Source organism: Streptomyces sp. Go-475, from assembly GCF_003330845.1.
GTDB lineage: Bacteria > Actinomycetota > Actinomycetes > Streptomycetales > Streptomycetaceae > Streptomyces.
The window spans coordinates 1,717,501-1,738,469 of record NZ_CP026121.1 but is presented as its reverse complement, the minus strand read 5'-3'; the positions used below and the strand labels follow the sequence as shown (position 1 = coordinate 1,738,469).

Below are 20,969 nucleotides of genomic sequence, written 5' to 3'. Positions count from 1 at the left end.
GCACACCTTCCCACGATCGGGGCGCCGGAGCGTGGCCGGGAACTGGACAGTCAATCATCCTATGATTCTATGATGGGCCTCATGGCTAGTGAGGAAACCCGGACCGTGACGCCCCCGACCGTACGCAGCTCGGCCGCGCAGGATGCCCGGGAACCGGGCGGTACGGGCACGCGCGCGTGGACGATGCGGCTGCTCGTCCTCGGCATCGTGCTGTCCGCGCTCAACCTCCGCCCCGCCATCACCAGCCTCGGCGCGCTCCTGGAGGAGGTCCGCGACGGGCTCGGCATGAGCGGCAGCGTGGCCGGGCTGCTCACGTCCGTGCCGCCGCTGTGCTTCGCCGTCTTCGGCGTCACGGCCCCGCGGCTCGCCCGCCGCTTCGGCGCGGGCGCCGTCGTGTGCGCCGGCATGGCCGCCATCGCCACCGGCCTGCTGCTCCGGCCGTACACCGGCAGCACGGCCGGCTTCCTGGCCGCCAGCGCCCTCGCCCTCATGGGCATCGCCGTCAGCAACGTCCTGATGCCGGTCATCGTCAAGCACTGGTTCCCCGACCGCGTCGGCTCCATGACCGGCCTGTACTCGATGGCGCTCGCCCTGGGCACCGCGCTCGCGGCCGCGGTGACGGTGCCCCTCACCGACGCCCTCGGCGGGAACTGGCAGTCGGGCCTGGCCCTGTGGGCGGGCCTCGCCGTGGCGGCGGTGCTGCCGTGGCTGCCGTTCGTACGACGACGGGTGACGGCCCCTGCGGCCGGGGACCGGGACGTTGCCGGGCGGCGGCCGGCTGCCGAGGGGCGAGGTGCGACGGAGACGCGGGACGCCGACGCCGAGGGGCGAGGTGCGACGGAGACGCGGAGCGCCGACGCCGAGGGGCGAGGTGCGACGGAGACGCGGAGCGCCGACGCCGAGGGGCGCGGTACGACGGAGACGCGGGGCTCCTCCGCCGACGGGCGAGTCACGACGGCCCGGACCGAGCCCGCGCGCGAGGAGACGCCGGCGCTGCGGATCACCCGGAGCCGTACCGCCTGGGCCCTGGCCGTCTTCTTCGGCCTCCAGGCCACCGCCGCCTACATCACCATGGGCTGGATGGCCCAGATCTTCCGCGACGCCGGTGTGCCCGCCGGCACCGCCGGGCTGCTGCTCGCCGTCACGATGGTCATGGGCGTACCCCTGGCCTTCGTCATACCGCGCCTGGCCACGCGACTGCCCCACCAGGGCCCGATCGTGCTCGCCCTGGGCGTCTGCGGCCTCGCCGGCTACGCCGGGCTGTACCTCGCGCCGGCCGCCGGAGCATGGGCCTGGGCCCTGCTGCTCGGCGTCGCCAACTGCGCCTTCCCACTCGCCCTGACCATGGTCGGGATGCGGGCCAGGACGGGGCCGGGCGTCGCCCAGCTGTCGGCGTTCGCGCAGAGCACCGGCTACCTGATCTCCATCCCCGGACCGCTCCTGGTGGGCGTTCTCTACCAGCACAGCGGAGGCTGGGGCCTGCCGATCGCGCTGATGAGCGCCCTGATGATCCCGCAGATGGTGGTCGGCGTCCTGGCCGGCCGCGACCGCACGGTGGAGGACGAGGCGGCCCGCTGAGCCTCCTCCCAGGGGCGTGGGGTCACCCCGGGGCGCCCGGCGCCCGGGCCGGGTGCGAGACTTGGCCCATGCCAGTGCTCGACCCGAATCCCCAGCACGGTCAGAAGAAGATGCTGCTCGTCTTCGGCGCCTTCTTCGCGATCTTCATCATCATCGGCGTCATCGCGACGCTCGCCTCGCCATGACCTCGCCCTGATCTGACCCGGCCGGTGGACGGGACGGGCCCCGGCTGGACGGCCGCGGCCCGTGGTGGGGTCAGCCCCCCTGTCCCCTAGGCACTGTCTGATAATTGATCTTGTGGTGGGTCGAGGTGAGTTGACGGATGCGGCATGGGAGCGGATAGCGCCCCTGCTGCCTGGTGTTGACGGTCGTGGTCGTCCGTGGCGGGATCACCGGCAGGTGATCAACGGGGTGTTGTGGCGGTTGCGGACCGGTGCTCCGTGGCGTGACCTGCCGGAACGCTACGGGCCGTGGCAGACGGTCTATGAACGGTTCGCCCGCTGGGAGGCGGACGGAACCTGGGCTCGCCTGCTCGAACAGGTCCATGTCCGCGACGACTCCGTCGGAGCCGTGGAGTGGACCGTGTCTGTCGACTCCACGATCAGCCGGGCCCATCAGCACGCCGCCGGAGCCCGCAAAAAGGGGCGGCGGCGGGGGACGAACTGGAAGATCCGGCACGCCCGTCGGCTGGCCAGGCGCTGGGCCGGTCCCGCGGCGGGCTGACCACCAAGCTCCACCTCGCCTGCGACGGCCGGGGCCTGCCCTGGCTGTCGTCATCACGCCCGGCAACGTCAACGACTCCACCGTCTTCGACATGGTCATGGACGAGCTGAGGGTGCCCCGGACCGGCGCCGGGCGCCCCCGCCTCAGGCCCGATGCGGTCGTCGCGGACAAGGCGTACTCGTCCCGGGCGATCCGCCAGTCCCTGCGACGCAGAGGCATCCGGGCAGTGATCCCGGAGCGGGCGGACCAGAAGGCCAACCGCCTGCGGCGAGGGAAGGCCGGCGGCAGACCGCCGGCCTTCGACCGCGAGCTTTACAAGGCCCGCAACGTGATCGAACGCTGCTTCAACCGCCTCAAGCAGTTCCGCGCGATCGCCACCCGCTTCGACAAACTCGCCACCCGCTACAAGGCCGGAGTCCACCTCGCCGCACTCATCCTCTGGCTCCGCGAACCCAACCAAGATCCTTTGTCAGACAGGCCCTAGGGGGCGAGGGTCAGGGTCAAGTGGGTGGATCACCGGATGGGCCGGCGGCCGCGGATTCCGTAGCGTCGAGGTGTGGCCACGAGAAGCGGGTCACCGACCGTCCGAAGAGCGGAGGCACGCATGTCGGCTCCCACCCACACCCGGCCCCACCCGGCGACCCGGGCCGGCGCCGACAGCCGGCTGCCCTGGTGGGCCCTCGCCCTGCCCATGCTCGCCTTCACCGCGCTGCTCGCCCTGATCCTGAACCCGTCCGACGCCCACGCGGCCGCCGGCGACCCCGCGCTCACGCACCTCTTCGAGCGCGCGCAGCAGCTGATAACCCGCTGAGCACGGCCGGATCCGCTGGTCAACTCCCTGCGCCCTGTGGCGTGTTTCATGCGAAGCTGGATCTCATGAGCGTCGCAGAATCCCGCAGGATTGTCCTCTTCCGCCATGCGAAAGCCGACTGGCCACAGGTGACCGATCACGAGCGCCCGCTCGCTGACCGGGGCCGAATGGACGCGGCGGAGGCCGGGCGCAGGCTCGCCGACACCGGCATCCCCTTCGACCTGGCCCTGTGCTCCACCGCGGTCCGGACCCGGGAGACCTGGAAGCTCGCCGTCCAGGAGTTCCCGCAGCGGCCGAAAACCGTCTACGAGGAGCGGATCTACGAGGCCTCGCCGGGCGAACTGATCGCCGTGCTCAACGAGACCCCCGACGACGCGCAGAACATCCTCGTGATCGGCCACAACCCGGGCATCCAGGGCCTCGCCGACATCCTGGCGGGTTCGGCCGAGGGCGACGCCCGCGAGCGGATGGGCCGCCGCGGGTTCCCGGCCGCCGCCTTCGCCGTCCTGACCTACACCGGTGAGTGGAAGAGCCTGGAGCCGGGCGTGGCCACGCTGCAGGACTACTGGGCGCCCGCCGAGTGAGCCACTCCGCGTGACCTCCGCGTGACAGGGGCCCGGCGCCGGTGCGGTGCCGGGCCCTCCCGGTCGGCTCAGACCGTGTCGACGGTGTCGGCCGCCTCGACCTCTTCGCGCGTGATGCCCAGCAGGTACAGGACCGTGTCCAGGAAGGGGAAGTTCACCGCCGTGTGCGCGGCCTGGCGCACCACCGGCTTGGCATTGAAGGCGACGCCCAGACCGGCCGCGTTCAGCATGTCGAGGTCGTTCGCCCCGTCACCGATCGCCACCGTCTGCGACAGCGGTACACCCGCCTCCGCGGCGAACCGGCGCAGCAGCCGGGCCTTGCCCGCGCGGTCGACGATCTCGCCGGTGACCCTGCCCGTCAGCCTGCCGTCGACGATCTCCAGCGTGTTGGCCTGGGCGAAGTCCAGCCCGAGCCGCTCCTTCAGATCGTCGGTGACCTGGGTGAAACCCCCCGAGACGACGCCGACTTGGTAGCCGAGCCGCTTCAGCGTGCGGATCAGGGTGCGGGCGCCCGGCGTCAGCCGCACCTCGCTGCGCACCTTGTCCACGACCGAGGCGTCCAGCCCCTCCAGCAGTGCCACGCGCGCGTGCAGGGACTGCTCGAAGTCCAGCTCCCCGCGCATCGCGGCCGCCGTCACCTCGGCGACCTCGTCCTCGCAGCCGGCGTGCGCGGCGAACAGTTCGATGACCTCGTCCTGGATGAGCGTCGAGTCGACGTCCATGACGACCAGGCGCTGCGCGCGCCGGTGCAGACCGGCGGCGACGACCGCCACGTCGATGCCGAGCTTCGCCGCGTCGATCGCCAGGGCGGTGCGCAGCGGCTCGGTCTCCACGCCGGAGACGGCGAACTCGACGGCGGTCACGGGGTACTTGGCGAGTCGGAAGATACGGTCGATGTTTCCGCCGGTCTTGGTGATCCGCGCGGCGATCGCCGCGGTCGCCTCCGCGGTGAGCGGATGCCCGAGCACGGTGACCAGGGAGCGGCCCAGGCCGCGCGGCCGGTTGTCGCCGAGGCCGGAGATGATCTCCGCCTGCATCTTCATCGACTCGGCCCAGCTGTGGACGGTGGCCCGCAGATCTCCTTCGAGCCCGGGGGGCGGCTCGGTCACGAGCGCGCACAGCACCATTCGGCCACGCGTGACGACCTGCTCGATGTCGACGACGTCGACGGAGTAGGCGGCGAGGGTGTCGAAGAGGCCGGCCGTGATGCCCGGCCTGTCCTTGCCGAAGATCTTCACAAGGAGGGTGGGGACGTCAGAGGACGAGGTCTGCGAAGCGCTCATGGTGGTCCCACCGTATCCGGCAGGCAGGGGATACCGCCCGTGAGGTCCGTCTGGCGGACAGCGAACACTGGGTGTCGCGTCGGTGGCGTGAACCTTACGTACCGGTACGGCGTCCCCGTGCCCTCGGGACTACCTCCCGCCCCGTGGTTTGCGCGGCGGCGGGGGAGGGGGCGGTGGAGGCGGCGGCCCGTCGTCCGGCCGGGCCGGCGGCCCGTTCCCGCCCCTCGGCCCGGGCGGCTGCCGGGGCCCACGGGGCGGCGGCCCGACCGGCCGCGCCACGGTGGGTGCGCCGTACAGGTCACGGGCCCCTGCGGAGCCATGGCCCTCTGGGGAGCCGCCGTGCCCTGCGAAGCCGCCGTGCCCTGAGGAGCTACGGGCCTCTGGGGAGTCGCCGTGCCCTGAGGAGCTACGGGCCTCTGGGGAGCCGCCGTGCCCTGCGGAGCCGCCGTGCCCTGAGGAGCTACGGGCCTCTGGGGAGTCGCCGTGCCCTGAGGAGCTACGGGCCTCTGGGGAGCCGCCGTGCCCTGCGGAGCCGCCGTGCCCTGAGGAGCTACGGGCCTCTGGGGAGCCGCCGTGCCCTGAGGAGCTACGGGCCTCTGGGGAGCCACCGTCCTCTGCGGAGCCGAGGCCCTCTGCGGAGCCGCCGTCCTCTGCGGAGCCGAGGCCCTCTGCGGAGCCACCGTCCCCTGTGAAGCCGCGGCCCTCTGCGGAGCCACCGTCCCCTGCGGAGTCGCCGCCCGGCCGTGCGTCATCCGAGGGCCGGGGTTCACCGGGGTGTGGGGGTCCTCCCGGCTGACGGGGCCGGCCAGGGCGTTCGCCCGGCCACGGGGGCCGGTCGTGCAGGGCGGCCTCGCCGGGGGGCCGTGCGTCTTCCGGCTCACGCAGTTCCTCCGGCACCCGGAGGTACGGATTGGTGGCCGGGTTCGGCGGCCGGTACGGCGTAACTGGCGCGTAGGGCCCGGGCTCCTCGCCGTGCGGCGGCCGCGGGGCGCCCGATCGAGGCCCGGCCTGGGGCGGCCCGGCACCGACGCCGTGACCGGCGTGACCCACACCGGCCGCCGGCCCTGCCTGACCGACACCTGCCGCCCCTGACCCAGCCGCCGATGCTCGCGCCTGCCCGACTCCCCCCGAGCCGCCTACCCCGCCGGTGCTGCCCGTGCCGCCGGCCCTGCTCGGCCAACCGCTCCCGCTCAGCCCTTCCGCCCGGGCCAGCGGCGCCGCCGCCCGCCCCGCCGCTCCGCTCGCCCACGCCAGCAGCGCCCCGACGGCCCCGGCCCCCACACCCCACACCGCGCCCAGCAGCAGTGCCATGCCGAGGTGCCCGTGCAGGTCGATGCCCGCGCCGAACGCGTCGAAGCCGAGCACGGACAGGGAGGCCGTCACGGACACCTCCGTCAGCCACGCCAGCAAGGGCAGGGCGAGGGCGGTCGCGACCCCCAGCCGCAGCGCACACCGCGCCGCGAAACCGACGGCCCCCGAACCCCGTACGCCCGAGGAACTCCCGGACCCCCTCGAACCCCCAGAACCTCCAAGAACCCCAGAACCCCCAGAACCCCCGTTACCCCCAGAACCCCAAGGACCAGCCGACCGCGCGTACCCAGCCTCCACCCCCTGCCCCCCTACGACCCCCCGACCACCAGCCTCCTGACCACCAGCCTCCCGACCACCAGCCCCCCACCCCACCGCTCCGGCCCCGCCGCCCCCCACCGGCGTCCGCGCCGCCGTCAGCACCCCGGCCAGCAGCATCATCGAAGCCGCCGCCACACCCAGCAGCCACACCCGGCCGTCCAGCTCGGCCAGTCGCCCCAGCGTCACCGGCTGGTCGGAGCCGACCGTGAGCAGGTCGTCCAGCGGGTCCGGCAGGAACCGGGTCAGTTCCCCGGTCGCCCGCCCGTCCCACGGCACGAGCAGGCCGATCGGGATGCCCAGCCACACCCCGTTCGGCGCCCCGAGCAGCGCCGCCCCGGCGATGCGTCGCGGATGGTCGTCGCCGATCGCCGCGTACCCCGCCGCGGCGAGCCCCGCCGCCACCGCCACCAGCAGTACGGTCACCACCGCGGACACGGCCGGCCGTACCACCCGGTGCACGGCCTCCCAGCCCCGCGGCAGCGGCGTGCGGCGCGAGGCCAGCAGGGCTATGGCGAGGATCCCCGCCGACCAGCACAACCCGCCGAGCAGCGTCGGCGCGGTGTCGACCGTGAAACCGACCGAGGCACGGGCGTCGACCAGGTCGCCGAGCCGGTCCGGCAGCAGCCCCCCGATGTCCCCCAGCCCCGGAAGCTCGACACCCCCGCTGCCACCGCCACCCCCACCGGTCACGTCGTCCAGCCCCAGCGACCCGCCGTCGATCGTGATGACGTCGTGCCCCGCCCAGGCCAGCCCGCCCAGCATCGTCACGAACAGCGCGACCGACGCGCCCGCACGCGCGAGGAGTTCGGCCGGCGACACCACAACTCCCGCCGCCCGCAAGGACCGTAGGAAGAAGTACGACAGCAGCACGGCCCCGACGAGGCTCACCCCGAGTGGCGTGATCTCGATGGCCGTGTCCGCCTCGGCGCTCGTGAGGCCGAACGCCGACACGTCACCGGACGGCGTGACCGAACCCCCCGCGGCGAGAGCCACCACCGCCGCGGTCATCGACCCCAACGAGCCCGCCGTGTCCGCCTCCAGCAGCCGCAGGCCCAGCGCCGCCGTGCCCGCCATCCCGATCAACGCCCAGCTCACGGCGGCGACGGCGGACATCAGCACGTCCCCCCACGGCACGCGCACGTCGTTCCTCGCCCCGCCGACACCTGTGGCACCACCCATGGCAGACCCCCCGATCCGCTGCGCGGCGGGGGACACCGCGCATGTCCCCCTCGCGTCGAAATACCACTCTCCGGCCCGTTTTCAACCCCGTCAACGGAATCGGCTGATGCGTCCGAACGCGGTCTTCACAAGGCCCGACTTTCGGTCAGGGGGCCGCTACTGAAATAGTTCCCCCCGATGTTCGACATCCCTAGACTCCCCATGTCGGGGGTAACTCGGGGGACAACTCAGTGGGGCATGGAGTGCCGGAACTCGTACTGGAATCAAACGGACGTACCTGGACGCTCGATCCGTCCAGGTCATACACCCTCGGACGTGATCCGCAGGGGGACGTCGTCTTCGACGACGCCAGGGTCTCCTGGCGTCACGCCACGGTCAGCTTCAACGGCCGCAGTTGGGTCATCGAGGACCACGGCAGCACCAACGGCACGTTCGTGCAGGGGCAGCGGATCCATCAGCTGGAACTCGGCCCCGGCTCGGCCGTCAACCTGGGCAACGCGACCGACGGCCCGCGCCTGAACCTCTCCGGCGCCGCGGCCTCCGTCGCAACGCCCCAGGCCCAGCCCCAGCAGCAGCCGTACGCAGCACAGGGCGCGAACGCGGGCTGGGCCCAGCAGGCCCCCGCCCAGCAGGCGCCGCCCCACCAGCAGCCCCAGGCCCCGCAGCAGCAGGCCCAGGCCGGCTGGCAGCAGCAGCCGCAGCAGCCCGCGGCGCACATCCCGCAGCAGCAGGGTCCCGGCGGTGTCGCGGGGGCACCGCCGGTCTACGGCGACCGCAGCCCGACCACGTTCCACCAGTTCTCCCTCGGCCGCGTGATGCGGATCGGCCGTGCCCTGGAGAACGAACTGGTCGTCTCCGACCTGCAGGTCTCCCGGCACCACGCCGAGTTCCACGCCATGCCCGACGGCCGCATGGAGATCCGCGACCTCGGCTCGCACAACGGCACGTACGTCAACGGCCAGCCGATCCCCAAGGGCGGCTCCCAGCTGCTCGGGCCGGCCGACGTCGTCGGCGTCGGCCACTCGACGTTCCGGATCGTGGGCGACCGGCTGGAGGAGTTCGTCGACACCGGTGAGGTGTCCTTCTCCGCCCGCCACCTGACCGTCACGGTCGACGGCGGCAAGCAGATCCTCAAGGACGTCTCCTTCGGCGTCCCGGAGAAGTCGCTGATCGCGGTCATCGGCCCGTCCGGTTCCGGCAAGTCGACCCTGCTCAAGGCGCTCACGGGCTACCGCCCCGCCAACCAGGGCGAGGTCCTCTACGACAACCGGAACCTCTACAAGCAGTTCGCCGAGCTGCGCCAGCGCATCGGTCTCGTCCCGCAGGACGACATCCTGCACAAGGAGCTGACCGTCAAGAAGGCCCTCAAGTACGCGGCCAAGCTGCGCTTCCCGGCCGACACCACGGGCGCCGAGCGCGAGGCCCGCATCGACGAGGTGCTGCGCGAGCTCAAGCTCGACATCCACAAGGACAAGAAGGTCACGTCCCTCTCCGGCGGCCAGCGCAAGCGCGTCTCGGTCGCCCTGGAGCTGCTGACCAAGCCGTCGCTGATCTTCCTGGACGAGCCGACCTCCGGCCTCGACCCGGGCATGGACCGCGACGTCATGCAGCTGCTGCGCGGCCTCGCCGACGACGGCCGCACGGTCCTCGTCGTCACCCACTCCGTGGCCGAGCTGGCCCTGTGCGACAAGCTCCTCGTGATGGCGCCCGGCGGCTCGGTGGCCTACTTCGGCCCGCCCGAGGAGGCGCTGAACTTCTTCGGCTACGACACCTGGGCCGACGTCTTCTCCGCCTTCGAGAACTACCGCGACTACGACTGGGCGGGCCGCTGGAAGGGCTCACAGCACTACCAGATGTACGCCGCGGACATCGACGCCGTCGCGCCGCAGTCCGTACAGGTCGCGCCCATGCAGGCGATGAAGCCGCCGAAGCCGCAGGGCTGGATGTCCCAGTTCGTCACGCTCGTGCGGCGGTACGTCTCCGTGATCGCGTCCGACAAGGGCTTCCTGGCGCTGATGGTGATCCTGCCGGCCGTGCTCGGCGCGGTGAGCCTGCTCATCGACGCGGACCGGGGCCTGCTGCCGAACCCGGAGAACCCGCAGACCGGCCGGATCATCCCCAACGGCACGGCCACCACGGTCCTGCTGATCCTCGCGGTCGGCGCCTGCTTCGCTGGCGCGGCGAACTCCGTCCGTGAGCTGATCAAGGAACGGGTCATCTACGAGCGGGAGCGCGCGACCGGCCTGTCCCGCTCGGCGTACCTGATGTCGAAGGTGTTCGTGCTCGGCATGATCACCGTGCTGCAGGGCCTGCTGGTCGGCGTCATCGGCTTCTCCAGCCGGGAGATCCCGGAGGAAGGGCTCGTTTTCGGCAGCGCGACGCTGCTGGAGCTGTCGGTGCCGATCATGGCGCTGGGCTTCACGTCGATGATGTTCGGCCTGATCATCTCGTCGCTGGTGAAGACCGCCGAGAAGACCATGCCGCTGCTGGTGATGTTCGCGATCATCCAGGTCGTCTTCACGGGCTGCCTGTTCACGCTGCACGGCTCGATCGGCGTCAACCAGTTCTCGTTCCTGATGCCGTCGCGCTGGGCGGTCGCCGCCTCCGGCGCCACGCTGGACTTCAACAAGATCAGCCCGCCGGAGACGCCCGGCGACACCGACCCGCTGTGGGAGCACACGGTCGGCGCCTGGGCCATGGACATGGGCGCGCTGCTCGCCCTCGGTGTGATCTGCGGCTTCTTCGTGGCCCGCTTCCTGCGCCGCCACGAGCCCGAGGTCATGCGCAAGTAGGCACCGCTCCACCGCGCCCGAAGGGCGGCACCCCGTCAGCCGGGTGCCGCCCTTCGGCGTTCGGTTCAGCGAGCAGAGGTCCGCGCCAGCCTCAGTACGCGCCGAAGACGTTGTCCATGGAGCCGTACTTGTCGGCCGCGTAGTTGCAGGCGGCGGTGATGTTGGCGACCGGGTCGTAGATGTCCCAGGAGGTGCCGGGGACGTGGTACGCCTTGAAGGTCGGCGGGATGACCTGCAGCAGGCCCTTCGACGGGACGCCGTTGATGGCGTTGATGTCCCAGTTGTTGATCGCCTTCGGGTTGCCCGAGGACTCCCGGATGATGTTGCGCTTGATGCCGTCGTAGGAGCCGGGGATGCCGTGCTTCTTCATGACGTCGAGCGACTCGCGGATCCAGCCGTCGAGGTTGTTCGGGTAGCTCTTCGCGGCGGCCTTCTTGATCTGGGCGCGCTTGGCGTCGCGGCTCGCGGCCTCCTTGGCCTTGCGCGCGGCCTCGGCCTTCTTCTTCGCCGCCTCGGCGGCGGCCTTCTTCTTGGCGGCGGCCGCGGCGTCGGCCTTCTTCTTCGCCGCGATCTGCTCCGCCTTCAGGCTCGCACCGGCCATCTGGTCGGTGACACTCGCCTTGACGTCCTTGATCTGCTCGGTGCTGAACGCCACCGCAGCCGGCTGAGCGGCCTCGGTCGTGGTCTTGGTCGACGCGCCGCTCGGCACCGCGGAGACCCCGATGGCGACGGCGCCGAGGGTGGCGACACCGGCCATGGCGATCTTGTGATGACGGGTCAGGCTACGACTCTGAACACGGCTGAAGATGTTCTTGGGCATGCTGCTGTGGACCTCTTCGAATAGCGCGGGGGTCGCTCGGCGTCCGGCGTTGGACGGTTGTGCTTCCGACACGAACGCCGCGGGGGAGAACCCACGGCGCTGAGCGACGCCAGCAATTCTTAGCGGCCGCAAAATGGCGTGGCAAAGGTGTGACGTACGATGCCCGATAGTGGATCAGGGAGGGGCAAAACGGGGCAGATTGGACTGTCTGCGCCGCTCAATAGGTGGGGCTTTGTCTCCTACGCACTTTCGTACGTGACGTGCGTCCTATGCGCGGGCTCACACCGGGCGACGCCCGGTCTCACGGCTGGTTGCACAAGCGATGCTCTGCGTGAGGGCCCGGCCGGCTACGGCACCAGCAGGTGCACGTCCCCGAACTCATGCCACAGGTACCGGCCCCGGAGCGCGGCCTCGTAGCCCCGCTCGATCGCCGCCCGCCCCGCGACCGCCTCCAGCATCAGCAGATGCGAGGCCTCCGGCTCGTGCAGCCCGGTCAGCAGCCCGTCCACGACACGGACCCCGCGCTCCGGCGTCACCACCAGGTCGGTCCACCCGGCCCGCGGCCGCACGGTCCCGTCGGAGCCCACCGCCGACTCCACGGCCCGTACCGCCGTCGTGCCGACCGCGATGACCCGGCCGTCCCCGGCCTTCGTGGCGTTGATCAGCCCCGCGGACGCCTCCGGCACCGCGAAACGCTCCGGATACGGCGGCTCGTGCGCCTCCGCCGACGCCACCCCCGTGTGCAGGGTGACCGGCGCGAACCGCACCCCCCGGCTCACCAGCTCCGTCACCAGCCGCGCCGTGAAGGGCCGCGCCGCGCTCGGCATCTCCGCACTGCCCGACCCGTCCCCGGACGGCAGCGCGAACACCGTCTGGTAGACGGACAGCGGCTGGTCCCGCTCCGTGTAGGCGTACCGAATGGGCCGCCCGTGCTCCCGCAGCAGCCCCGGCACCCCGGCCCCGGACACCCGAGCCCACCACAGCCGCTCGCTCCGCCCGCTCAGCGGCTCCTCCAGGACCAGCCGCACACCCCCTGGCAGACACACCCCTGTCTGCGCGGGCCCGCCCGCACGCGCGCGCGTGGTGCCCCGCCCGTCCGGCTCCCGCAGCTCCACCGCCCAGCGGCCGTCGTCCCCGCGGGTGGAGAAGTGCACCACCACGCGCGCGTGATCGATCCATCCGTCGACGGCCGCCGCCAGCGTGGCCGAGGTGTTGACCACCAGCAGATCCCCGGCCCGCAGCAGCCGCGGCAGCTCCGAGAACGTGTGATGCGCCACCTCGGCACCCCGGGACACCAGCATCCGTACGGCGTCCCGGTCCAGCCCGGGACCCCGCTGCTCGACGGGCACCCGGGCCGACAACTCCTGCGGCACGCGCACGGCCAGTGTCATCGAACCCCGTCCACCAGAGCCGGGGCCCCGTACCGCCCGCTCGCCGGCCGCTCGTCCAGCAGCCGCAGGAACCCCGGCACCACGGCCGCCGGCTCCGGCCGCGGCTCATGATCGTCCGGCACGGCCGCCGCATACAGGTCCGTTGCCATGTCCCCGGGATCCACCGCCCAGACCCGCAGCCCCGGCTCCTCCACGGCGAGCACCGCCGCCAGGTGGTCCAGAGCCGCCTTGGAGGCCCCGTAGCCGCCCCACGTCTCGTACGCCTCGGCGGCCGCGTCCGAGCTGACCGCCACCACGGCCCCCGCCTCCGAGGCCCGCAGCAGCGGCAGCGCCTCCTGGACCAGGCCCAGGCCCGCCACCAGGTTCACCTCCAGCGCCCTCCGGAGCCCATCAAGGGGCAGCTCCTCCAGCCGCACCAGCGGCTCGGCGCCCAGCGCGCTCGCGTTGTGCACCAGCAGGTCGACCCCGCCCAGCCGCCACGCCGCCGCCACCAGCTGAGCCCGGTGCGCGGCGTCCGTGACGTCCCCGGGCAGGGCGGTCACGCGCGTGCCGTGCGCGGAGACCGCCCTTGCGGCGTCCGCCAGGACCTCGGCGCCCCGGGCGTCGAGCACCAGGTCCCAGCCACGCCCGGCCAGCGCCTCCGCGAGCGCCCGGCCCAGCCCCTTCGAGGCCCCGGTGATGATCGCAACCGGCATGATCGGCTCCCTCGTCGTGATCGCGTGCCCTCACCGTAGGAACGGGACCGCCCGGACCGCCTCGGACGCGAGCCGCAATCCACCGGGGCCCTTCGCCCTAGACCACGGGCCCACCGCCCCCGGACCTGGTCCGGACCCACCCGGCCGCTCCGGTCCCGGCGCCCCTGTACCGCCCAGGCCCGCACTAGGCCGAGCGACCTAGGTCCACCGGCCGGGCTTCCGCCGTCACCGGTCCGATCCGCGCTGTCACAGCCCGCCGGTACCGTGAGGACATGAGCCACGGTCCCCGGTCCGGCCTCGCCGCGGTGAGCTCCGCGTTGCTGGCCATGAGCAGGCATCTCGAGGTGCGCGACGTCCTGAAGACGATCGTCGCCTCGGCCCGCGAGCTGCTCGACGCGCAGTACGCCGCGCTCGGCGTCCCGGACGACCACGGCGGCTTCGCCCAGTTCGTGGTCGACGGCGTCAGCGAGGAGCAGTGGAAGGCCATCGGCCCCCTCCCGCGCCAGCACGGCATCCTCGCCGCGATGCTGCACGAGGCCAGGGCCGAACGCCTCGCCGACGTCCGCAAGGACCCCCGCTTCGAGGGCTGGCCGAAGGCCCACCCGGACCTGGTCGACTTCCTGGGCCTGCCGATCCGGGACGGCGAGGAGGTGATCGGCGCGCTGTTCCTGGCGAACAAGAACTGCAAGAAGCCCGAGGGCAGCTGCGGCTTCACCCAGGACGACGAGGAACTGCTCGGCATCCTCGCCCAGCACGCCGCGATCGCCCTCACCAACGCCCGCCTCTACGAACGCAGCCGCGAACTGACCATCGCCGAGGAACGCTCGCGCCTGGCCCACGAACTGCACGACGCGGTCAGCCAGAAGCTGTTCTCCCTGCGTCTGACGGCCCAGGCGGCGGCCCGCCTGGTGGACCGCGACCCCTCCCGCGCCAAGGGCGAACTGCAGCAGGTGGCGGCCCTCGCCGCCGAGGCCGCCGACGAACTGCGCGCGGCGGTCGTCGAGTTGCGCCCAGCCGCCCTCGACGAAGACGGCCTCGTGGCGACCCTCCGGACGCAGATACAGGTCCTCGACCGCGCCCACAGCGCCCGCGTGACCTTCACCGGCCACGGCGTCAAGGCCCTGCCCGCCTCCCAGGAGGAGGCCCTCCTGCGCGTCGCCCAGGAGGCCCTGCACAACGCCCTGCGCCACTCCGGCGCCGACCACGTCGACGTGACCCTGGACCGCCGCGACGGCGGCGCCGTCCTGCGGGTCACGGACGACGGCAACGGCTTCGACCCCCAGGCGGTCCGCCGCGCGGGGCGTCACCTCGGCCTGGTCTCGATGCGGGACCGGGCGAGCGGCGCCGGGGGCACGCTGACCGTGGAATCGGCGCCCGGCAAGGGCACCACGATCGAGATGGAGGTCCCCGGTGGCTGACGTGATCAAGGTACTGCTCGTCGACGACCACCAGGTCGTCCGCCGGGGCCTGCGCACGTTCCTCGAAGTGCAGGACGACATCGAGGTCGTCGGCGAGGCGGCCGACGGCGCCGAGGGAGTCGACCGGGCCGAGGAACTGCGGCCCGACGTCATCCTCATGGACGTCAAGATGCCGGGCATGGACGGCGTCGACGCCCTGCGCAGACTCCGCGAACTCGACAACCCCGCGCGCGTGCTGGTCGTCACCAGCTTCACCGAGCAGCGCACGGTGGTCCCGGCCCTGCGCGCGGGCGCCGCCGGCTACGTCTACAAGGACGTCGACCCCGACGCCCTCGCCGGAGCCATCCGCTCCGTCCACGCCGGGCACATCCTCCTCCAGCCGGAGGTCGCCGGCGCCCTGCTCTCCCAGGAGGAGGCCAACTCCGGCCCCGGCAGGGGAGGTTCACTGACCGAGCGGGAGCGCGAGGTGCTCGGCCTGATAGCGGACGGCCGTTCCAACCGGGAGATCGCCCGCGCGCTCGTCCTCTCCGAGAAGACCGTCAAGACCCACGTCTCGAACATCCTGATGAAACTCGACCTGGCCGACCGAACGCAGGCCGCCCTGTGGGCCGTTCGCCATGGCGTGACCGGCTGACACGCTCACCCCACGGCAACACGGAGGGTTCCGTTCCGGACCGAGATTCATACTGTCGTGGGAACGTCCCCCATTTGGCGCATCCTCGGTGGATCTCCGCCGTTCTCCAGTGCGTGCTGCGGCGCCTGCCGCGGCAATCGCAAGGAGGGCTCAGAAGTGAAGAACCTGAAGAAGGCAGCGGCCGTGACGATGGTGACCGGTGGCCTGCTGGCCGCGGGCGCGGGCATGGCCTCCGCCACCAGCGCGCACGCCGACGGCCAGGCCGTGGGCTCCCCGGGTGTCGCCTCGGGCAACGTGGTCCAGGCCCCGGTGCACGTCCCGGTCAACGTGTCCGGCAACAGCGTGAACGTCGTGGGCATCCTGAACCCCGCCTTCGGCAACCTCGCCGTCAACCACTGACACCCCGCCTCCGTCTCCGAGCCGGAGGCAACCACCGGCCTCCCAGCCACCCCTGGGAGGCCGTCCGGCTTAGCCGCGGAGCCCGCCCTGCTCACCTGCGGTCAAACGCCCCGCTCAGCTGCGGACCCTCACCCTGCTCAGCTTGCGGGCCCTTGCCCCGCTGACTCCGAACCCCCGTCTGACTCAACTGCGGACCCCCGCTCAGCCGCAGCCCCCATCCCGCCCAGCTGCGGGCAGTCGTGCCGCTGGGGCGGCACGGGTGGGCGCAGCGGCACCCCGCTCCGCCGGGCCGCGCAACGCCCCGACCTCAGCCCCTACGCCGAGCACCTGCACTCTGCGCCGAGCACGCGCACAACCCCGGGCCGTTTCACCGCACCCCCCGCTCCCGCTCCTCCACAACGGAGTTGTACGCCGCGACCTGCGCCCGCCGAGCCGTCCGCTCCACCGGCCGCAAGGCCTCCCGCCGCGCGAAGATCTCCGCCGAACTCACCGCACCCCCGTGCCCACTCTCCGTGGCCACCCCGATCAGCGTCCCCACCCGCCGCGCCAACTCCAGCACCCGCACCGCCCGCGGCGGATACCCCGGCGCCAGCACCTCCCGCCCCCGCTCGGCCCGAGCCCGATACGCATCGATCGCGGCCTCCGCCACCGGCCCCGACCCGGCCACATCCAGCCGCGTCAGCACCTCGGTCGCCTCCCGCAGGGCCTCCGCCAACTCCCGCTCCGCCTCACCCAGCGACGGCACATCAGCGGGCGGCGCCTCCCGCACGGGCAGCACATGCCACACGACCTCGGCATGCACATCACCCTCGGGCCCGGCCTCGTACACCTCCGGCACCAGCCCGAACGCGGCCCCGTAACAGACCACCGCCTCCTCGGCGTCCAGCGCCCGCGCGTTGAACTCCGGCGGCCCGCTCAGCCCCAGCGGATGCCCCGGCGCGGGCAGCGCCACCCGCAACCCGGTCACCCCGAGCGCCCGCAGCCGCCCCAGTGCCAACGTCAGCCCGACGGGCGCCGACTCCCCGGGCAGCCCCTCCACCCGGTGCACCGCGTCCTCACCGACGATGGCGAGCACGGCGTCATCCGGCGAGACAAGTCCGGCCAAAAGGGCATTTCCCCAAGCTGCGAGACGTCCAGCGCGCGGTTCCGTGAGCATGCTCCCAGCCTAGGACCCTCCAAGGACCGGACCGAGGGAATGTCCGGGCCGACCGGTGGCGTAGATTTCATGGAGGGCTGCGCCCACCGGCGCGGCGGACCGAGCCACAGGCGTACGCGACAGCCGAGACCGGCCACACTGCAAGGGGAGACAACGCGCTCATGAGCGATGTTCTGGAGCTTCAGGACGTATCCGTGGTCCGTGAGGGCCGGGCTCTGGTGGACCAGGTCTCCTGGTCGGTCAAGGAGGGCGAGCGCTGGGTCATCCTCGGCCCGAACGGCGCCGGCAAGACCACCCTCCTCAACCTCGCTTCCACCTACCTCTTCCCCAGCTCGGGCACCGCCGCCATCCTCGGCGAGACCCTCGGCAGGCCCGGCACCGACGTCTTCGAGCTGCGCCCGCGCATCGGCATGGCCGGCATCGCCATGGCCGACAAGCTCCCCAAGCGCCAGACGGTCCTGGAGACGGTCCTGACCGCCGCGTACGGCATGACCGCCACCTGGCACGAGGACTACGAGGAGATCGACGAACAGCGCGCCCGCGCCTTCCTCGACCGCCTCGGCATGAGCGAGTACCTGGAGCGCAAGTTCGGCACGCTCTCCGAGGGCGAGCGCAAGCGCACCCTCATCGCCCGTGCCCTGATGACCGACCCCGAGCTGCTGCTCCTGGACGAGCCCGCCGCCGGCCTCGACCTCGGCGGCCGCGAGGACCTCGTCCGCCGCCTCGGCCGGCTCGCCCGCGACCCCATCGCCCCCTCGATGCTCATGGTCACCCACCACGTCGAGGAGATCCCCCCGGGCTTCACCCACGTCCTCATGATCCGCCAGGGCAAGGTCCTCGCCGCGGGTCCCCTGGAGCTCGAACTCACCTCCCGCAACCTCTCCCTCTGCTTCGGCCTCCCCCTCGTCGTCGAACAGGTGGGCGACCGCTGGACCGCGCAGGGCCTCCCGCTGTCCTGACCCGCCCCCGCGCCACACAAATCCCAGAGCGAGAACGGCATTTCACTCGCTGGGCGCCCTGTCGGCGACAGGGCCCGCGGACCTACCATGACCATGTGGAAATCGACGCATGGCTGTGGTGGCTGATCGGCGCGGCAGCGCTCGGCATCGCGCTCGTGATCACCGCGATGCCCGAACTCGGCATGCTCGCGGTGGGCGCCATCGGCGCCGCGGCGGTCAGCGGCGTCTTCGGCGGCGGAGCCGTCGCCCAGGTCGTCGTCTTCGCCGTCATCTCGACCGCGGGCATCGCCGTCGTACGCCCCATCGCGAACCGACATCGCGCCCAGCGACCCCAACTCGCCACCGGCGTGGACGCGTTGAAGGGCAGACAAGCCGTCGTCCTGGAACGCGTCGACGCCTCCGGCGGCCGGATCAAGCTGGCCGGAGAGGTCTGGTCGGCCCGCGCCCTCGACACCGGCCGCGCCTACGAAGTGGGCCAGGAAGTGGACGTCGTGGACATCGAGGGTGCGACCGCGATCGTCATGTGACCTCGCACGACGTAACTGGAGTGAACTCCTCGCCAGCTACGCGACGGTCTGTCAGACTCGACCAGCAAGATCTTCGACAACCATAAGATCTGCCGAAGACGCCGCAGCGGAGAAGGGACACGGGGAACGACGATGGAACCGGTCATCATCGTCCTGATCATTCTGGTGGTGTTGGTCTTCATCGCCCTGATCAAGACGATCCAAGTCATCCCACAGGCCAGCGCGGCCATCGTGGAGCGGTTCGGCCGCTACACGCGGACCCTGAACGCGGGCCTCAACATCGTCGTCCCGTTCATCGACACCATCCGCAACCGCATCGACCTGCGCGAACAGGTCGTCCCGTTCCCGCCGCAGCCGGTGATCACCCAGGACAACCTGGTCGTCAACATCGACACCGTCATCTACTACCAGGTGACCGACGCCCGGGCCGCCACCTACGAAGTCGCCAGCTACATCCAGGCGATCGAGCAGCTCACCGTCACCACGCTCCGCAACATCATCGGCGGCATGGACCTGGAGCGGACCCTGACCTCCCGCGAGGAGATCAACGCGGCCCTGCGCGGCGTCCTCGACGAGGCCACCGGCAAGTGGGGCATCCGCGTCAACCGCGTCGAGCTGAAGGCCATCGAGCCGCCCACCTCCATCCAGGACTCGATGGAGAAGCAGATGCGCGCCGACCGCGACAAGCGCGCCGCGATCCTCCAGGCCGAAGGTGTCCGGCAGTCCGAGATCCTGCGCGCCGAGGGCGAGAAGCAGTCCCAGATCCTGCGCGCCGAAGGTGAGGCCAAGGCAGCCGCCTTGCGCGCCGAGGGCGAGGCCCAGGCCGTCCGTACGGTCTTCGAGGCCATCCACGCCGGCGACCCGGACCAGAAGCTCCTCTCGTACCAGTACCTCCAGATGCTCCCCAAGATCGCCGAGGGCGACGCCAACAAGCTCTGGATCGTCCCGAGCGAAATCGGCGACGCCCTCAAGGGCCTGTCCGGCGCCATGGGCAACTTCGGCGGCATCGGCGGAGGTTCCGGCGGCAACGGCGGCGCCTCCGGGGCCCAGGTCCCCGCCCAGGAACGTCGCGAGAAGCCGTCCATCGACTGACCGACACGTGCGAAGGGGCCCGCTTCCCAGGAAGCGGGCCCCTTCGCACGCGACCGCTAGGCGGCCGGCTGGGCCAGCCACTCCGGCAGCGCGTCGAAGTCGTCCTGCCCCAGCGCCAGCAGCATCGCGTCCGCCGGAGTCGGCTCGAACGGCTGCCGCAGCAACGGCATCCCCGCCTCCTCCGGAGTCCGGTTCGCCTTGCGGTGATTGTCCTCGGCGCACGAGGCCACCGTGTTCAGCCACGTGTCCTGCCCGCCCTGCGACCGCGGCACCACGTGGTCCACGGTCGTCGCCCGCCTCCCGCAGTACGCGCACCGGTGCCGGTCACGGACCAGCACACCCCGCCTCGACCACGGCGCTCGTCTTCGGAACGGCACCCGCACGTACTGGCAGAGCCTGATCACCCGGGGCGCCGGTATGTCGACCGCGGCTCCCCGCATCCGCAGTTCGGGGTGGGCCTGCTCGACGACGGCCTTGTCCTGAAGCACCAGAACGACGGCTCGGTTCAGCGTCACCGTCGACAACGGCTCGAAGCTCGCGTTGAGTACCAGCGTGTCCCGCATACCAGCCCACCTCCCGTGTGCACCGGCCCACCCCCTGGCGGGCTGGGATCAACTCTGGCCGGGCACGCCGAGATGGACAACGCAATATCTGCTGCTCCCACGGGGGGTGACCCCCGCGACCCCCGGCAACAAAAATGCCCGCTCCTGATCAATTCCAAGACCAGGAGCGGGCAAACGTTCCGTGAACGCTGGGATCGCCGGACGGCTTGCTCAGTCTTCGGCGGGCACCTCGTACTCACCGATCAGCTGAGCCCGCGCGATGGTGTGGAAACGCAGGTTGAAGCCGACGAAAGCCGGACTGGCGTCCGCGTCCGGGCCCAGCTTCTCCTGGTCCACGGCGTACACCGTGAACACGTACCGGTGCGACCCGTCCCCGGGCGGCGGCGCGGCCCCGCCGAAGTCCTTGCTGCCGTAGTCGTTACGAGCGTGGATCGCGCCCTCGGGCAGCCCCTCGAACGCGCCGCTGCCCGCCCCCACCGGCAGCTCGGTCACCGAAGCCGGGATGTCGAACAGCACCCAGTGCCAGAACCCACTGCCCGTCGGGGCATCGGGGTCGTAGCAGGTCACGGCGAAGCTCTTGGTCTCCGGCGGGAAGCCCTCCCACCGCAGGTGCGGTGAGGTGTTGCCGGCCGCGTAGACCTGAGCGTCCTTGAGCGTCGCCCCTTCCCGGACGTCCTTGCTCTCGACCGTGAACGACGGCACGGGCGGATGGAAGTCGTGGGGGAGCGGCCGCCGC

19 protein-coding genes and 1 pseudogene (1 of these 20 running past the window's edge) are annotated in these 20,969 nt (G+C 71.9%); 12 read left to right on the top strand and 8 right to left on the bottom strand.

Features of this window, described 5'->3' with window-relative positions:
• Positions 1-69: 69 nt before the first annotated feature.
• The 5 genes and pseudogenes from C1703_RS07930 to C1703_RS07910 all read left to right on the top strand — a co-directional run bounded on the left by C1703_RS07930 (position 70) and on the right by C1703_RS07910 (position 3,696).
• Complete coding sequence (locus C1703_RS07930) at positions 70-1,578, top strand: MFS transporter (protein WP_114251225.1); 1,509 nt, start codon at positions 70-72, stop codon at positions 1,576-1,578.
• Positions 1,579-1,646: 68 nt separating this feature from the next.
• The gene (locus C1703_RS40115; RefSeq protein ID WP_114251224.1) at positions 1,647-1,763 is read left to right on the top strand and encodes an SGM_5486 family transporter-associated protein; all 117 of its coding nucleotides are present in this window, start codon (positions 1,647-1,649) and stop codon (positions 1,761-1,763) included.
• A gap of 112 nt (positions 1,764-1,875) precedes the next feature.
• Positions 1,876-2,785 (top strand): annotated as a pseudogene (locus C1703_RS07920) (IS5 family transposase).
• 120 nt (positions 2,786-2,905) lie between these two features.
• Positions 2,906-3,112 carry a hypothetical protein gene (locus tag C1703_RS07915; protein ID WP_114251223.1) on the top strand — a complete coding sequence of 69 codons (207 nt, stop codon included), beginning with the start codon at positions 2,906-2,908 and terminating at the stop codon, positions 3,110-3,112.
• 65 nt (positions 3,113-3,177) lie between these two features.
• Positions 3,178-3,696 carry a histidine phosphatase family protein gene (locus C1703_RS07910; RefSeq protein WP_114251222.1) on the top strand — a complete coding sequence of 173 codons (519 nt, stop codon included), beginning with the start codon at positions 3,178-3,180 and terminating at the stop codon, positions 3,694-3,696.
• 68 nt (positions 3,697-3,764) lie between these two features.
• Here C1703_RS07910 and serB read toward each other — a convergent pair whose 3' ends face one another.
• Positions 3,765-4,979 (bottom strand): phosphoserine phosphatase SerB, encoded by a 1,215-nt coding sequence (serB, locus tag C1703_RS07905; protein WP_114251221.1) that lies wholly within the window; start codon positions 4,977-4,979, stop codon positions 3,765-3,767.
• 129 nt (positions 4,980-5,108) lie between these two features.
• Positions 5,109-7,787, bottom strand: coding sequence for a streptophobe family protein (locus C1703_RS07900; RefSeq protein WP_114257334.1), 2,679 nt, complete (start codon positions 7,785-7,787; stop codon positions 5,109-5,111).
• Positions 7,788-8,029: 242 nt separating this feature from the next.
• On the opposite strand from C1703_RS07900, the gene C1703_RS07895 reads away from it, so the two are divergent.
• Positions 8,030-10,579, top strand: a complete 2,550-nt coding sequence (locus C1703_RS07895) for an FHA domain-containing protein (protein WP_198678113.1) — start codon at positions 8,030-8,032, stop codon at positions 10,577-10,579.
• 91 nt (positions 10,580-10,670) lie between these two features.
• Here C1703_RS07895 and C1703_RS07890 read toward each other — a convergent pair whose 3' ends face one another.
• The 3 genes from C1703_RS07890 to C1703_RS07880 form a co-directional block, all read right to left on the bottom strand.
• Positions 10,671-11,399, bottom strand: a complete 729-nt coding sequence (locus C1703_RS07890; RefSeq protein ID WP_114251219.1) for a transglycosylase SLT domain-containing protein — start codon at positions 11,397-11,399, stop codon at positions 10,671-10,673.
• Between the two features lie 347 nt (positions 11,400-11,746).
• The gene (locus C1703_RS07885; protein ID WP_114251218.1) at positions 11,747-12,790 is read right to left on the bottom strand and encodes an S-adenosylmethionine:tRNA ribosyltransferase-isomerase; all 1,044 of its coding nucleotides are present in this window, start codon (positions 12,788-12,790) and stop codon (positions 11,747-11,749) included.
• Positions 12,787-13,485, bottom strand: a complete 699-nt coding sequence (locus C1703_RS07880) for an SDR family oxidoreductase (RefSeq protein WP_114251217.1) — start codon at positions 13,483-13,485, stop codon at positions 12,787-12,789. The genes C1703_RS07885 and C1703_RS07880 overlap by 4 nt, the downstream gene beginning before the upstream one ends.
• Positions 13,486-13,757: 272 nt before the next feature.
• Here C1703_RS07880 and C1703_RS07875 point away from each other — a divergent pair, with 272 nt between their 5' ends.
• The 3 genes from C1703_RS07875 (at position 13,758) to C1703_RS07865 (ending at position 15,936) form a co-directional block, all read left to right on the top strand.
• The gene (locus tag C1703_RS07875; protein ID WP_114251216.1) at positions 13,758-14,903 is read left to right on the top strand and encodes a GAF domain-containing sensor histidine kinase; all 1,146 of its coding nucleotides are present in this window, start codon (positions 13,758-13,760) and stop codon (positions 14,901-14,903) included.
• Positions 14,896-15,537, top strand: coding sequence for a response regulator transcription factor (locus tag C1703_RS07870; RefSeq protein WP_198678112.1), 642 nt, complete (start codon positions 14,896-14,898; stop codon positions 15,535-15,537). Before C1703_RS07875 ends, C1703_RS07870 begins: the two co-directional genes overlap by 8 nt.
• Before the next feature lie 156 nt (positions 15,538-15,693).
• Positions 15,694-15,936, top strand: coding sequence for a chaplin (locus tag C1703_RS07865; protein ID WP_114251215.1), 243 nt, complete (start codon positions 15,694-15,696; stop codon positions 15,934-15,936).
• A gap of 367 nt (positions 15,937-16,303) precedes the next feature.
• Here C1703_RS07865 and C1703_RS39590 read toward each other — a convergent pair whose 3' ends face one another.
• Positions 16,304-17,092: a hypothetical protein gene (locus C1703_RS39590; RefSeq protein WP_114251214.1), complete on the bottom strand. Its 789-nt coding sequence runs from the start codon at positions 17,090-17,092 to the stop codon at positions 16,304-16,306.
• A gap of 161 nt (positions 17,093-17,253) precedes the next feature.
• Here C1703_RS39590 and C1703_RS07850 point away from each other — a divergent pair, with 161 nt between their 5' ends.
• The 3 genes from C1703_RS07850 to C1703_RS07840 all read left to right on the top strand — a co-directional run bounded on the left by C1703_RS07850 (position 17,254) and on the right by C1703_RS07840 (position 19,670).
• Positions 17,254-18,051, top strand: a complete 798-nt coding sequence (locus C1703_RS07850) for an ABC transporter ATP-binding protein (protein ID WP_114251213.1) — start codon at positions 17,254-17,256, stop codon at positions 18,049-18,051.
• 95 nt (positions 18,052-18,146) lie between these two features.
• Positions 18,147-18,578 (top strand): NfeD family protein, encoded by a 432-nt coding sequence (locus C1703_RS07845; RefSeq protein ID WP_114251212.1) that lies wholly within the window; start codon positions 18,147-18,149, stop codon positions 18,576-18,578.
• Positions 18,579-18,710: 132 nt separating this feature from the next.
• A complete protein-coding gene (locus C1703_RS07840) occupies positions 18,711-19,670 on the top strand; it encodes an SPFH domain-containing protein (RefSeq protein ID WP_114251211.1) in 960 nt (319 codons plus the stop codon).
• A 56-nt stretch (positions 19,671-19,726) separates the two neighbouring features.
• On the opposite strand, the gene C1703_RS07835 is transcribed toward C1703_RS07840, so the two are convergent.
• Entirely contained in the window at positions 19,727-20,233 is a 507-nt protein-coding gene (locus C1703_RS07835) for an HNH endonuclease (RefSeq protein WP_114251210.1), read from the bottom strand.
• A 210-nt stretch (positions 20,234-20,443) separates the two neighbouring features.
• Positions 20,444-20,969 carry the 3' portion of a YbhB/YbcL family Raf kinase inhibitor-like protein gene (locus C1703_RS07830; RefSeq protein ID WP_114251209.1) on the bottom strand. Its footprint extends 14 nt past the window's final position, so 526 of the gene's 540 nt are visible here — the last part of the coding sequence; the start codon falls outside the window, past its right edge; it ends in the stop codon at positions 20,444-20,446.

Coding starts and splice junctions, on each gene's coding strand:
- C1703_RS07930 (WP_114251225.1), top strand. CDS start 70: ATGATGGGCCTCATGGCTAGTGAGGAAACCCGGACCGTGACGCCCCCG.
- C1703_RS40115 (WP_114251224.1), top strand. CDS start 1,647: ATGCCAGTGCTCGACCCGAATCCCCAGCACGGTCAGAAGAAGATGCTG.
- C1703_RS07915 (WP_114251223.1), top strand. CDS start 2,906: ATGTCGGCTCCCACCCACACCCGGCCCCACCCGGCGACCCGGGCCGGC.
- C1703_RS07910 (WP_114251222.1), top strand. CDS start 3,178: ATGAGCGTCGCAGAATCCCGCAGGATTGTCCTCTTCCGCCATGCGAAA.
- serB (WP_114251221.1), bottom strand. CDS start 4,979: ATGAGCGCTTCGCAGACCTCGTCCTCTGACGTCCCCACCCTCCTTGTG.
- C1703_RS07900 (WP_114257334.1), bottom strand. CDS start 7,787: ATGGGTGGTGCCACAGGTGTCGGCGGGGCGAGGAACGACGTGCGCGTG.
- C1703_RS07890 (WP_114251219.1), bottom strand. CDS start 11,399: ATGCCCAAGAACATCTTCAGCCGTGTTCAGAGTCGTAGCCTGACCCGT.
- C1703_RS07885 (WP_114251218.1), bottom strand. CDS start 12,790: ATGACACTGGCCGTGCGCGTGCCGCAGGAGTTGTCGGCCCGGGTGCCC.
- C1703_RS07880 (WP_114251217.1), bottom strand. CDS start 13,485: ATGCCGGTTGCGATCATCACCGGGGCCTCGAAGGGGCTGGGCCGGGCG.
- C1703_RS07875 (WP_114251216.1), top strand. CDS start 13,758: ATGAGCCACGGTCCCCGGTCCGGCCTCGCCGCGGTGAGCTCCGCGTTG.
- C1703_RS39590 (WP_114251214.1), bottom strand. CDS start 17,092: ATGCTCACGGAACCGCGCGCTGGACGTCTCGCAGCTTGGGGAAATGCC.
- C1703_RS07850 (WP_114251213.1), top strand. CDS start 17,254: ATGAGCGATGTTCTGGAGCTTCAGGACGTATCCGTGGTCCGTGAGGGC.
- C1703_RS07840 (WP_114251211.1), top strand. CDS start 18,711: ATGGAACCGGTCATCATCGTCCTGATCATTCTGGTGGTGTTGGTCTTC.
- C1703_RS07835 (WP_114251210.1), bottom strand. CDS start 20,233: ATGCGGGACACGCTGGTACTCAACGCGAGCTTCGAGCCGTTGTCGACG.